We start from the raw sequence: 13,697 nt of genomic DNA on the forward strand, positions 1-13,697 counted from the left end.
GGGATTTATCCCCGTTCGGCTGCGCAGCAGTCGTAAACCCTGAACAATTCGGTGTGACTGGAATTGCAGGGGGCCGCTTCGCGACCCAACGGGGATAAATCCCCTCGCCACAAAGCATCCTGCAGCCAGTCAGATCAGCAACCACACAAGGCGCTATCCAGCACCTTGCGCAACTCCAGCGGATGATCGACCACCACATCCGCGCCCCAATGCCGCGGGTTGTCGTCCGGATGAATGTAGCCATAGGTCACGGCAGCCGTTTTGGTGCCGGCATCGCGACCGGACTCGATATCGCGCAAGTCATCGCCCACAAACAGCACGCTGGCCGGGTCCAGCTCGAGCATCTTGCACGCCAGAATCAACGGCTCGGGGTCCGGTTTGCTGTTCTTCACATGGTCCGGGCAGATCAACAGCGCCGAGCGCTCGGCCAATCCAAGCTGCTGCATGATCGGCTCGGCAAACCGCAGTGGCTTGTTGGTGACCACGCCCCAGATCAGGTTGGCCTTCTCGATGTCGGCCAGCAGTTCGCCCATGCCGTCGAAGAGTTTGCTGTGAACCGCGCAACCGGCGAGGTAGCGCTCCAGGAACTCCAGACGCAATTCCTCGAAACCCGGTGATTCCGGGTCCATGGAGAAGGTCACTGCAACCATCGCCTTGGCGCCGCCGGAGATCTCGTCGCGAATGTGCTGGTCGTTCATCGGCGGCAGGCCGCGGTCGGCACGCATCGCCTGACAGATCGCAATGAAGTCTGGCGCGGTGTCGAGCAGCGTGCCGTCCATGTCGAAAAGAACTGCTCTGATACGCATAGGCTTACTCCTCGCGCAGGGTCTGGATCATGTAGTTGACGTCCACGTCGGAGGCCAGTTTGTAGTGCTTGGTCAGCGGGTTGTAGGTCAAGCCGATGATGTCCTTGACGGTCAGGCCGGCCATGCGGCTCCAGGCGCCGAGCTCGGACGGGCGAATGAATTTCTTGAAGTCGTGGGTGCCGCGCGGCAGCAGCTTCATGATGTATTCAGCGCCGACGATGGCGAACAGGTACGCCTTCGGGTTGCGATTGATGGTGGAGAAGAACACCTGGCCGCCGGGTTTGACCATGCGGAAACAGGCGCGGATCACCGAGGACGGGTCCGGCACGTGTTCAAGCATTTCCAGGCAGGTGACCACGTCGAACTGCTCGGGCATTTCTTCGGCCAGCCCTTCGGCGGTGATCTGCCGGTATTCGACACTCACGCCGGACTCCAGTTGATGCAGTTGCGCGACCGCCAGCGGCGCTTCGCCCATGTCGATGCCCATGACGGTAGCGCCGCGCTGGGCCATGGCTTCGCTGAGGATGCCGCCGCCGCAACCGACGTCGAGGACTTTCTTGCCGGCCAGACTGACGCGTTCGTCAATCCAGTTGACCCGCAGCGGGTTGATGTCGTGCAGCGGTTTGAACTCGCTCTCGCGGTCCCACCAGCGATGGGCCAGGGCTTCGAATTTGGCGATTTCGGCGTAGTCGACGTTGCTCATGGTTAAGTCCTCTAAAACTTGAAAAATCCTGTTGCCACGGTGGTAGGTCCGGGGTGCTTACGATTCGGTATGGCCGCTGATGCGCTGGCCCCAGGCCTTGGCGGTGGCGCACAGCTGTTCTTCATCCAGGCGAGTCAGGCGACGGTCGTCGAGCAGTTGCTTGCCGGCGACCCAAAGGTGTTTCACGCAATCGCGGCCGGTGGCATATATAAGCTGCGAAACCGGGTCGTACACCGGTTGCTGCGCCAGGCCGGAGAGGTCGAACGCGACGATGTCTGCTGCTTTGCCGACTTCCAGCGAACCGACGTCAGCCTCGATCCCCAGCGCACGGGCACCATTGAGCGTGGCCATGCGCAGGGCGCGATGAGCGTCCAGCGCGGTGGCCGAGCCGGCGACGGCTTTGGCCAGCAACGCGGCCGTGCGGGTTTCGCCGAGCAGGTCCAGGTCATTGTTGCTGGCCGCGCCATCGGTGCCGACCGCCACATTGACGCCAGCCTGCCACAAGCGCTCCACCGGGCAGAACCCGCTGGCCAGCTTCAGGTTCGACTCCGGGCAATGAATCACGTTGGTATTACTTTCTACCAGCAACACCAGGTCTTCATCGCTGATCTGAGTCATGTGAACCGCCTGAAAGCGCGGCCCCAGCAAACCCAGGCGCCCGAGGCGGGCCAATGGGCGTTCGCCGCGCTGCTCGACGGACTGCTGCACTTCATAAGCCGTTTCATGCACGTGCATATGGATCGAAGCGTCCAGTTCTTCGGCGATCACCCGGATTTTCTCCAGGGTCTCGTCGCCCACGGTGTAGGGGGCGTGAGGGCCGAAGGTCACTTTGATGCGTTCGTGGTGCTTGAGATCGCCGAACAATTCGACGCCCTGACGAATGGCTTCATCCGCTGTGCTGGCGCCCGGGATCGGGAAGTCGAGGATCGGAGTCGCGATTTGTGCGCGAATGCCGCTGTTATGGACGCGTTCGCTGGCAGCCTTCGGGAAGAAATACAGGTCAGAGAAGCAAGTGATGCCACCTTTGATCTGCTCGGCGATCGCCAGGTCAGTGCCGTCACGTACGAAAGCTTCATCGACCCACTTGGCTTCGGCCGGCCAGATGTGGTTTTCCAGCCAGGTCATTAGCGGCAAATCATCGGCCAGACCGCGGAACAGCGTCATCGCCGCATGCCCGTGGGCATTGATCAAGCCAGGGCAGAGCAACATGTCCGGCAATTCGCGGACTTCGGTTGCGTTAAGCTTCAGTGCTGCGGCGCGCGGGCCGATAAAGACAATGCGCCCGTCACGGATGCCGAGGGCGTGCTCTTTAAGGACAACGCCAGCGGGTTCGACCGGTACCAGCCAGGTCGGCAGTAATAACAGGTCGAGCGCAACGGCAGTGTTCGGCATCGAGAGTCGGTTCCAGAGCTTTTGTAAAGGATGGCGAAGTATACCCGAGCGTCTTCGCAGGGGGATCGCTATAATCGACGGCTTTTGTTCATGAGTGCGGGGTGAGGGATGCGCGATCGACTGTTGGCTGCGGAGAAGGTGAAGGCCATCGATTGGCGTGATGGCGCCCTGTACCTGCTGGATCAGCGTATTTTGCCGTTCGAGGAAACGTGGATCGCCTACACCAGCGCTGCTGGCGTGGCCGAGGCCATTCGTTCGATGGTGGTGCGCGGCGCGCCGGCGATTGGCATCAGTGCCGCCTATGGTGTTGTGCTGGCGGCCCGCGCGCGGTTTGCCCGGGGCGGCGACTGGCAGGCGGCGCTGGAAGAGGATTTCGCGCTGCTCGCCGACTCCCGTCCGACCGCGGTTAACCTGTTCTGGGCGCTGGGCCGCATGCGCGACCGACTTGAGCGTCTGAAGCATCACGCCAATCCGCTGGCGGTGCTGGAGGCGGAGGCTATTGCCATTCATGAGAGTGATCGCGAAGCCAACCTGACTATGGCGCAACTGGGTGTGGACCTGATCCGCAAGCATCAGGGCAACGCCCAGGCGATTCTGACCCACTGCAACACCGGCGCACTGGCTACCGGCGGCTTTGGTACGGCGCTTGGCGTGATTCGGGGGGCGTTCATTGAGGGCATGGTCGAGCGCGTCTATGCCGACGAAACCCGTCCCTGGCTGCAAGGTTCGCGGCTGACCGCATGGGAATTGGCCAACGAAGGCATTCCCGTGACCGTCAATGCCGACTCCGCCGCTGCGCACATCATGAAGACCAAAGGCATTACCTGGGTGATCGTCGGCGCTGACCGGATCACCGCCAATGGCGACGTGGCCAACAAGATCGGCACCTATCAGCTGGCGGTGAACGCCATGCACCACGGCGTGCGCTTCATGGTGGTGGCGCCGAGTTCGACCATCGACATGAACCTGGCCAGCGGTGATGACATTCCGATTGAAGAGCGAGATGGTTGCGAGTTACTGGAAGTCGGCGGCAAGCGAGTCGGCGCCGATGTCGATGCGTTCAACCCGGTATTCGACGTGACGCCGGCTGACTTGATCGATGTGATCGTGACCGAAAAAGGCATCGTCGAGCGCCCGGACACCGCGAAAATGGCGCAGTTGATGTGCCGCAAGCGTCTGCACTGACGGTCTCTGGTGTCAGATAAATCGCAATCGCGAGCAAGCTCGCTCCCACATTTGATCGCGTTCTTCAATCAGGCACGGTCAACTGTGGGAGCGAGCTTGCTCGCGATAGGGCCCGCAAAGTCAACAAATCAGCCTGAAATCCTCATTCGACAACTCTCTAAGCCTCTCTAGTCCCCTATCAGCCTGCCACCAGTCAACTAACTACACTCCATGCGCATCAGGGGGATAGGTGCGTGGCGGCTCTTGTGATAACATTCGGCGGTTTCCAAGGTGGCCCGATGTGGCTGCCTTTACTGCGCAGATCCATGGCATAACTCGTTGATTTGTCGTAAGTCGGTGCATGGCACTCAGCCTGCAGCGGCGAGCTTCGTTCGTCCCATATGGATGTGACGAGGTTTCACCAGAAAAAGGAATCAGGCTTCTCATGGGCGAACTGGCCAAAGAAATCCTCCCGGTCAATATCGAAGACGAGCTGAAGCAGTCCTACCTCGACTACGCGATGAGCGTAATTGTCGGGCGGGCACTGCCGGATGCGCGCGATGGCTTGAAGCCCGTGCACCGGCGTGTGCTGTTCGCGATGAGCGAGCTGGGCAACGACTTCAACAAGCCGTACAAGAAATCTGCCCGTGTTGTCGGTGACGTGATCGGTAAGTATCACCCTCACGGTGATACCGCGGTGTACGACACCATCGTTCGGATGGCGCAGCCATTCTCGCTGCGCTACCTGCTGGTAGACGGTCAAGGCAACTTCGGTTCCGTGGACGGCGACAACGCCGCCGCCATGCGATACACCGAAGTGCGCATGACCAAGCTGGCGCACGAGCTGCTGGCTGACCTGCACAAAGAAACCGTGGACTGGGTGCCGAACTACGACGGCACCGAAATGATCCCTGCGGTCATGCCGACCCGTATTCCCAACCTGTTGGTCAACGGCTCCAGCGGTATCGCCGTGGGCATGGCGACCAACATTCCGCCGCACAACCTCGGTGAAGTCATCGACGGTTGCCTGGCACTCATCGACAACCCCGAGTTGACCATCGATGAGCTGATGCAATACATCCCTGGTCCGGACTTCCCGACCGCCGCGATCATCAACGGTCGCGCCGGCATCATCGAAGCCTACCGCACCGGTCGTGGCCGCATTTACATGCGCGCCCGCTCGATGATCGAAGACATCGACAAGGTCGGTGGCCGTCAGCAGATCGTCATCACCGAACTCCCTTACCAGTTGAACAAGGCCCGTCTGATCGAGAAGATCGCCGAGCTGGTAAAAGAGAAGAAGCTCGAAGGCATCACCGAACTGCGCGACGAGTCCGACAAGGACGGTATGCGCGTTGTGATCGAGCTGCGTCGCGGCGAAGTGCCTGAGGTGATCCTCAACAACCTCTACGCCCAGACCCAGCTGCAAGCGGTATTCGGTATCAACATCGTCGCGCTGATCGACGGCCGTCCGCGGATCCTGAACCTCAAGGACCTGCTGGAAGCCTTCGTTCGTCACCGTCGCGAAGTCGTTACCCGCCGTACCGTGTTCGAACTGCGTAAAGCCCGCGAACGTGGTCACATTCTGGAAGGTCAAGCGGTTGCCCTGTCGAATATCGACCCGGTCATCGCCCTGATCAAAGCCTCGCCAACGCCGTCGGAAGCCAAGGAAGCGCTGATCAAGACTGCGTGGGAATCTTCCGCCGTGGTTGCGATGGTTGAGCGTGCCGGTGCCGATTCGTGCCGTCCAGAGACCCTGGACCCGCAATACGGTCTGCGCGAAGGCAAGTACTTCCTGTCGCCGGAACAGGCGCAAGCCATTCTGGAACTGCGTCTGCACCGTCTGACCGGTCTGGAACACGAAAAGCTGCTGGCCGAGTATCAAGAGATCCTCAACCAGATCGGCGAACTGATCCGCATCCTCAGCAGCGCCACGCGCCTGATGGAAGTGATCCGTGAAGAGCTGGAAGTGATCCGCGCCGAATACGGCGATGTGCGTCGCACCGAGATTCTCGATGCCCGTCTCGACCTGACCCTGGGTGACATGATCCCGGAAGAAGAGCGCGTCGTGACCATTTCCCACGGTGGCTACGCCAAGACCCAGCCTTTGGCTGCGTACCAGGCTCAGCGTCGTGGCGGTAAAGGCAAATCGGCTACTGGCGTGAAGGATGAGGACTACATCGCTCACCTGCTGGTCGCCAACAGCCACACCACGCTGCTGCTGTTCTCCAGCAAAGGCAAAGTGTACTGGCTGAAAACCTACGAAATCCCGGAAGCGTCCCGCGCTGCCCGTGGTCGTCCGTTGGTCAACCTGCTGCCGCTGGGCGAGGGTGAATACATCACCACCATGCTGCCGGTCGATGAGTACACCGAAGGTCACTTCATCTTCATGGCCACCGCCAACGGCACCGTGAAGAAGACCCCGCTGGAATCCTTCAGCCGACAGCGCAGCGTTGGCCTGATCGCGCTGGAGCTGGACGAAGGCGACGTGCTGATTTCTGCCTCCATTACCGATGGCGAGCGCGAAGTCATGCTGTTCTCCGACGGCGGCAAGGTCACTCGCTTCAAGGAAACCGATGTTCGCGCCATGGGCCGTACCGCTCGCGGTGTTCGCGGTATGCGTCTGCCGGAAGGCCAGAAGCTGATTTCGATGCTGATCCCGGAAGAAGGCAGCCAGATCCTCACCGCTTCGGCGCGTGGTTACGGCAAGCGCACGGCGATCACCGAGTTCCCTGAGTACAAACGTGGCGGTCAGGGCGTTATCGCCATGGTCAGCAACGACCGTAACGGCCGTCTGGTCGGTGCAGTCCAGGTGCTCGATGGCGAGGAAATCATGCTGATTTCCGACCAGGGCACCCTGGTGCGTACGCGTGTTGACGAAGTCTCCAGCCTGGGTCGTAACACCCAGGGCGTGACCCTGATCAAGCTGGCCAGCGATGAAAAACTGGTAGGTCTGGAACGGGTTCAGGAACCGTCGGAAGTCGAAGGTGAAGAGCTGGAAGGTGAAGAGGAAGAGGGTGCAGTGTTCGACGGTGAAGTCGTGATCGACGACGTTGCCGAAGACCAGCAACTCGACGCCGCCGCCGACGAAGAACCGCAGGAATAAGCGGACAAACGGGGGGCGGATGAAAATTCGCCCCCTTGTTGTTTGTCCCTGTTGAAAATATCGACACCCACGAAGATCCTGTGTGAAAGGGCTTTTGTGGGAGCCGGGCTTGCCCGCGATGCAGGCGCTGCGGTGTGTCTTGTGCACCGCGGTGATGCAATCGCAGGCAAGCCAGCTCCCACAAAAGCTTGTTCCAAATAAGGTCTGTGTCGCTGATTATTTATTGCGTGATACCACCAAATCAGAGCGAGATTGGATGTGAGCAAGAGAGCCTATAACTTCTGTGCCGGTCCTGCGGCGCTTCCTGAAGCTGTCCTGAAGCGCGCTCAGGGTGAACTCCTTGATTGGCACGGCAAAGGCCTGTCGGTCATGGAAATGAGTCATCGCAGTGATGAATTCGTGTCCATCGCCACCAAGGCCGAGCAGGATCTGCGTGATCTGCTGAATATCCCCTCGAACTATAAAGTGCTGTTTCTGCAAGGTGGCGCCAGCCAGCAATTTGCTCAGATTCCTCTGAACCTGTTGCCGGAAAGCGGCACCGCCGACTATATCGACACCGGTATCTGGTCGCAGAAAGCCATCGAAGAAGCGTCGCGCTACGGTAACGTCAACGTTGCCGCCACCGCCAAGCCTTACGACTATTTCGCTATTCCCGGTCAGAACGAATGGAACCTGTCCAAGGACGCGGCCTACGTTCACTACGCGCCGAACGAAACCATTGGCGGCCTGGAGTTCCAGTGGATCCCGGAAACCGGTGATGTCCCTCTGGTCGCCGACATGTCCTCGGACATTCTTTCGCGTCCGATGGATGTCTCGCGCTTCGGCATGATCTACGCCGGTGCCCAGAAAAACATCGGCCCGAGCGGCATCGTCGTGAACATCATTCGCGAAGACCTGCTGGGTCACGCCCGTTCCATTTGCCCGACCATGCTCAACTACAAGGTCGCGGCCGATAACGGCTCGATGTACAACACCCCGCCAACCCTGGCCTGGTACCTCTCGGGTCTGGTATTCGAGTGGATGAAGGAGCAGGGTGGTGTTGAAGCCATCGGCAAGCTCAACGACGTTAAACAGCGCACGCTGTACAACTTCATCGACGCCAGCGGCTTGTACAGCAACCCGATCAACAAGTCGGATCGCTCGTGGATGAACGTGCCGTTCCGTCTGGCTGACGATCGTCTCGACAAGCCATTCCTGGCCGGTGCCGAAGAACGTGGCCTGTTGAACCTCAAGGGTCACCGTTCCGTGGGTGGCATGCGTGCCTCCATCTATAACGCCGTCGACATCGTTGCGGTCAACGCACTGATTTCGTACATGGCAGAGTTCGAGAAGGAACACGGTTAATGTCTGAGCAAGAACTCAAGGCACTGCGCATTCGCATTGATGCTCTGGACACCAAGGTCATGGAGCTGATCAGTGAGCGCGCACGCTGCGCCCAGGAAGTTGCGCGAGTAAAGATGGCCTCGCTGGCCGAAGGCGAAGTGCCGGTGTTCTATCGTCCTGAGCGTGAAGCTCAGGTGCTCAAGCGCGTGATGGAGCGTAACCAGGGGCCGCTGGGCAACGAAGAGATGGCGCGTTTGTTCCGCGAAATCATGTCCTCGTGCCTGGCCCTCGAGCAGCCGCTGAAAGTGGCGTACCTCGGCCCTGAAGGCACCTTCACCCAAGCCGCCGCCATGAAGCACTTCGGCCACGCGGTGATCAGCAAGCCGATGGCGGCGATCGACGAAGTGTTCCGCGAAGTGGCGGCCGGTGCGGTGAACTTTGGCGTGGTCCCGGTGGAGAACTCCACCGAAGGCGCGGTCAACCACACCCTCGACAGCTTCCTCGAACACGACATGGTGATCTGTGGCGAAGTCGAGCTGCGGATTCACCACCACCTGTTGGTCGGTGAAAACACCAAGACCGACAGCATCAGCCGCATCTATTCCCACGCCCAGTCGCTGGCCCAGTGCCGCAAATGGCTGGACGCGCATTACCCGAATGTCGAGCGCGTGGCGGTGTCCAGCAACGCCGAAGCGGCCAAACGGGTCAAGGGTGAGTGGAACTCGGCGGCGATTGCCGGCGACATGGCCGCAGGCTTGTACGGGCTGACCCGTCTGGCCGAGAAAATCGAGGATCGCCCGGACAACTCCACGCGATTCCTGATGATCGGCAGCCAGGAAGTGCCACCGACCGGCGACGACAAGACCTCGATCATCGTCTCCATGAGCAACAAGCCCGGCGCACTTCACGAGTTGCTGGTGCCGTTCCACGACAACGGCATCGACCTGACACGCATCGAGACGCGTCCGTCGCGCAGCGGTAAATGGACCTACGTGTTCTTCATCGACTTTGTCGGCCATCACCGCGATCCGCTGATAAAAGGTGTGCTGGAAAAGATCAGTCAGGAAGCAGTGGCACTCAAAGTGCTGGGTTCCTACCCGAAAGCAGTTCTCTAAGGGCGGTAGCAAATGAGTGGTGACTTCCTCGCTCTGGCACAGCCGGGCGTGCAACAACTTTCGCCTTACGTTCCGGGCAAGCCCGTGGACGAACTGGCGCGCGAGCTGAACATTGATCCGGCCAGCATCGTCAAACTGGCCAGCAACGAAAACCCGTTGGGCGCCAGTCCCAAGGCGCTGGCAGCGATTCACGAGGCGCTGGCCGAGCTGACCCGTTATCCGGACGGCAACGGTTTTGCACTCAAGACCCTGCTGGCCGATCAGTGCCGCGTCGAGCTCAATCAGGTGACATTGGGCAACGGTTCCAACGACCTTCTGGAACTGGTCGCGCGTGCCTATCTGGCGCCGGGTCTGAACGCGGTGTTCAGCGAGCACGCGTTTGCGGTCTATCCGATCGTGACCCAAGCCGTTGGCGCCCAGGCAAAAGTGATCCCGGCCAAAGACTGGGGCCATGATCTGTCGGCCATGCTGGCCGCGATCGATGCCAATACCCGTGTGGTGTTCATCGCCAACCCGAACAACCCGACCGGGACCTGGTTCGACGCCGAGGCGCTGGACGAATTCCTGCAGGATGTACCGGAACACGTGCTGGTGGTGCTGGACGAGGCCTACATCGAATACGCCGAAGGCAGCGACTTGCCGGATGGCCTGGACTACCTGGCGGCTTACCCGAACCTGCTGGTTTCGCGCACCTTCTCCAAGGCCTACGGTCTGGCGGCGTTGCGGGTCGGTTATGGCTTGTCCACCGCGGTGGTTGCGGATGTGCTGAACCGTGTGCGTCAGCCGTTCAACGTCAACAGCCTGGCCCTGGCCGCTGCGTGCGCTGCGCTGCAAGACACCGACTACCTGGCTGAAAGCCGCCGCCTGAACGAATCCGGCATGCAGCAACTGCAAGCGGGTTTCCGTGAGCTGGGGTTGAGCTGGATTCCGTCCAAGGGCAACTTCATCTGCGTCGATCTGGGGCAAGTGGCGGCGCCGGTCTTCCAGGGTTTGCTGCGCGAAGGCGTGATCGTGCGTCCGGTGGCCAACTACGGCATGCCGAGCCACTTGCGCATCACCATCGGTCTGCCGGCCGAAAACAGCCGCTTCCTCGAAGCGCTGACCAAGGTTCTGGCTCGTGGTTGATGTCACTGCACTGCCATCTGCTGAACCTATGATCGGTCGCCTGGTGGTGGTCGGTCTGGGGCTGATCGGTGGTTCGTTTGCCAAGGGTTTGCGTGAAAGCGGGCTGTGCCGCGAAGTGATCGGGGTCGATCTCGACCCGCAGTCGCGCAAACTGGCGGTTGAGCTGGGTGTGGTGGATCGCTGCGAAGAAGACCTGGCCGTTGCTTGCCAGGGCGCCGACGTCATTCAACTCGCCGTGCCAATCCTTGCCATGGAAAAAATGCTCGGCCGATTGGCCGCCATGGACCTGGGGCAAGCGATTCTGACCGACGTCGGCAGCGCCAAGGGCAACGTGGTGCGTGCGGCAACTGAGGCGTTTGGCGGCATGCCGTCGCGTTTCGTGCCGGGGCATCCGATTGCCGGTTCCGAGCAGAGCGGGGTGGAAGCCTCCAACGCCGAGCTGTTCCGTCGCCATAAAGTGATTCTGACGCCGCTGGATCAAACTGATCCGGCAGCGCTGGCAGTGGTCGACCGGTTGTGGCGCGAATTGGGCGCCGATGTCGAGCACATGCAGGTTGAGCGTCACGACGAAGTGTTGGCGGCGACCAGCCATTTGCCGCACTTGTTGGCGTTCGGTTTGGTCGATTCGTTGGCCAAGCGCAATGAAAACCTTGAGATCTTCCGGTACGCTGCGGGCGGTTTCCGCGATTTCACAAGAATTGCGGGTAGCGACCCGGTCATGTGGCACGACATCTTCCTCGCCAATCGCGAAGCTGTCCTGCGCACACTCGATACATTTCGCAGCGACCTCGACGCCTTGCGCGACGCGGTCGATGCAGGGGATGGGCACCAATTGTTGGGCGTGTTCACTCGCGCCCGGGTTGCCCGCGAACATTTCAGTAAAATCCTGGCCCGCCGGGCTTATGTGGACGCTATGAATTCCAACGACCTGATTTTCCTGGCACAACCTGGTGGCCGCCTGACTGGGCGGATTCGTGTACCGGGCGACAAATCGATTTCCCACCGTTCGATCATGCTCGGCTCCCTGGCTGAAGGCGTCACCGAAGTGGAAGGTTTCCTCGAGGGCGAAGATGCCCTGGCAACCTTGCAAGCCTTCCGTGATATGGGCGTCGTGATCGAAGGTCCGCACCACGGTCGCGTGACCATTCACGGCGTCGGCCTGCATGGCTTGAAGCCTGCGCCGGGCCCGATCTATCTGGGCAACTCCGGCACGTCGATGCGTCTGCTGTCTGGCCTGTTGGCTGCGCAGAACTTCGACAGCACGCTCACGGGCGATGCTTCGCTGTCCAAGCGTCCGATGAATCGCGTGGCCAATCCGCTGCGTGAAATGGGCGCTGTGATCGAAACCGCTGCCGAAGGTCGTCCACCGATGACTATTCGAGGCGGCAATAAGCTCAAAGGCCTGACCTACACCATGCCAATGGCCAGTGCCCAGGTTAAATCCTGCCTGCTGCTGGCGGGTTTGTACGCCGAAGGCAAGACCACCGTCACCGAGCCAGCGCCAACCCGCGACCACACCGAGCGCATGCTGCGTGGCTTCGGCTACCCGGTCACGGTCAACGGTGCGACTGCTTCGGTCGAGTCCGGCCACAAACTGACCGCGACCCACATTGAAGTGCCGGGCGACATCTCGTCGTCGGCGTTCTTCCTGGTGGCCGCATCGATTGCCGAAGGTTCGGAGCTGGTGCTCGAGCACGTCGGCATCAACCCGACCCGTACCGGTGTGATCGATATTCTGCGTCTGATGGGTGCTGACATCACCCTGGAAAACCAGCGTGAAGTCGGCGGTGAGCCGGTGGCGGATCTGCGCGTACGTGCAGCTAAACTCAAGGGTATCGAGATTCCCGAAGCGCTGGTTCCGCTGGCCATCGACGAATTCCCGGTGCTGTTCGTGGCCGCCGCCTGTGCCGAAGGGCGCACCATCCTGCGTGGCGCTGAAGAGCTGCGGGTCAAGGAGTCGGACCGGATTCAGGTCATGGCGGATGGCTTGCTGGCACTGGGCGTCAAATGCGAACCGACCCCGGACGGCATCATTATCGACGGTGGCCAGATCGGCGGCGGCGAAGTGCACGGCCACGGCGATCACCGCATTGCGATGGCCTTCAGTGTTGCTTCGCTGCGCGCCACTGCACCGATCCGCATCCATGATTGCGCCAACGTCGCGACGTCGTTCCCGAACTTCCTCGCGCTGTGCGCGCAGGTCGGTATCCGTGTTGCACAAGAGGCTCAGTCGTGATTATCAAGTCACCGGTCATCACCATCGACGGGCCTAGCGGTTCGGGCAAGGGCACTATTGCCGGGATTCTGGCCAAGCGCCTGGGCTGGTGCCTGCTGGATTCCGGTGCGCTGTACCGTCTGCTGGCATTCGCCGCGCGTAACCATGGCGTCGATCTGACCAATGAAGAGTCGCTGAAGCTGCTGGCCGCTCATCTGGACGTGCAGTTCGTCGGCGCGACCGAAGGTCATCCGCAACGAATCATTCTCGAAGGTGACGATGTCACTGATGATCTGCGCAATGAACAAGTCGGCGCATGGGCCTCGCAAGTGGCCGCTCTGCCGGCGGTGCGCGACGCCTTGCTGCAGCGCCAGCGGGCGTTTCAGGAGCCGCCGGGTCTGGTAGCCGATGGTCGCGACATGGGCACGGTGGTTTTCCCCGATGCGCCGCTGAAGATATTCCTGACTGCCAGTGCCGAGGAGCGTGCTCGCCGTCGATACTTGCAGTTGAAGGGCAAAGTCGATGGTGTTAGTCTGTCGAGTCTGCTAGATGAGATACGTGCACGCGATGAGCGTGACACCCAGCGAGCGGTAGCCCCGCTCAAGCCGGCGGCTGACGCCATACAGCTGGATTCCACGGAATTATCCATCGATCAGGTGCTGGAACGCATCATGAGCGAGATCGCACTCCGCGATATCGCCGGGTGACCAAGAGACTCTGCAGGGGACCAGTCATAGTCCTGCGCTGT

At 60.7% G+C, this 13,697-nt stretch carries 10 protein-coding genes; 7 read left to right on the forward strand and 3 right to left on the reverse strand.

The features are described 5' to 3' along the window. Positions 1–134 precede the first annotated feature (134 nt). Genes mupP through ACYZT7_RS09870 form a run of 3 tightly spaced genes read right to left on the reverse strand, consistent with a single transcriptional unit; the run spans position 135 to position 2,901 of the window. Entirely contained in the window at positions 135–806 is a 672-nt protein-coding gene (gene mupP / locus ACYZT7_RS09860) for an N-acetylmuramic acid 6-phosphate phosphatase MupP (RefSeq protein WP_462040861.1), read from the reverse strand. A 4-nt stretch (positions 807–810) separates the two neighbouring features. Continuing rightward, complete coding sequence (ubiG, locus tag ACYZT7_RS09865) at positions 811–1,509, reverse strand: bifunctional 2-polyprenyl-6-hydroxyphenol methylase/3-demethylubiquinol 3-O-methyltransferase UbiG (protein WP_449645694.1); 699 nt, start codon at positions 1,507–1,509, stop codon at positions 811–813. A 57-nt stretch (positions 1,510–1,566) separates the two neighbouring features. Beyond that, the gene (locus tag ACYZT7_RS09870; RefSeq protein WP_462040862.1) at positions 1,567–2,901 is read right to left on the reverse strand and encodes a TRZ/ATZ family hydrolase; all 1,335 of its coding nucleotides are present in this window, start codon (positions 2,899–2,901) and stop codon (positions 1,567–1,569) included. Positions 2,902–3,009: 108 nt separating this feature from the next. Between ACYZT7_RS09870 and mtnA the strand changes: the two genes are divergently transcribed. The 7 genes from mtnA (at position 3,010) to cmk (ending at position 13,656) form a co-directional block, all read left to right on the forward strand. Beyond that, positions 3,010–4,086, forward strand: a complete 1,077-nt coding sequence (gene mtnA, locus ACYZT7_RS09875; RefSeq protein WP_462040863.1) for an S-methyl-5-thioribose-1-phosphate isomerase — start codon at positions 3,010–3,012, stop codon at positions 4,084–4,086. 424 nt (positions 4,087–4,510) lie between these two features. Further along, entirely contained in the window at positions 4,511–7,171 is a 2,661-nt protein-coding gene (gene gyrA / locus ACYZT7_RS09880) for a DNA gyrase subunit A (protein WP_462040864.1), read from the forward strand. 258 nt (positions 7,172–7,429) lie between these two features. After that, on the forward strand, positions 7,430–8,515 hold the full coding sequence (gene serC / locus ACYZT7_RS09885) for a 3-phosphoserine/phosphohydroxythreonine transaminase (RefSeq protein WP_462040865.1): 1,086 nt from the start codon (positions 7,430–7,432) through the stop codon (positions 8,513–8,515). Next, the gene (gene pheA, locus ACYZT7_RS09890) at positions 8,515–9,609 is read left to right on the forward strand and encodes a prephenate dehydratase (protein ID WP_282377606.1); all 1,095 of its coding nucleotides are present in this window, start codon (positions 8,515–8,517) and stop codon (positions 9,607–9,609) included. Before serC ends, pheA begins: the two co-directional genes overlap by 1 nt. Positions 9,610–9,621: 12 nt before the next feature. Further along, positions 9,622–10,734: a histidinol-phosphate transaminase gene (gene hisC, locus ACYZT7_RS09895; protein WP_462040866.1), complete on the forward strand. Its 1,113-nt coding sequence runs from the start codon at positions 9,622–9,624 to the stop codon at positions 10,732–10,734. 28 nt (positions 10,735–10,762) lie between these two features. After that, a complete protein-coding gene (locus ACYZT7_RS09900; protein WP_461971118.1) occupies positions 10,763–12,970 on the forward strand; it encodes a bifunctional prephenate dehydrogenase/3-phosphoshikimate 1-carboxyvinyltransferase in 2,208 nt (735 codons plus the stop codon). Continuing rightward, positions 12,967–13,656 (forward strand): (d)CMP kinase, encoded by a 690-nt coding sequence (cmk, locus tag ACYZT7_RS09905; RefSeq protein WP_462040867.1) that lies wholly within the window; start codon positions 12,967–12,969, stop codon positions 13,654–13,656. The genes ACYZT7_RS09900 and cmk overlap by 4 nt, the downstream gene beginning before the upstream one ends. The last annotated feature ends 41 nt before the right edge of the window (positions 13,657–13,697 follow it).

The sequence above is a fragment of the Pseudomonas sp. RT4P38 genome, from assembly GCF_054897765.1.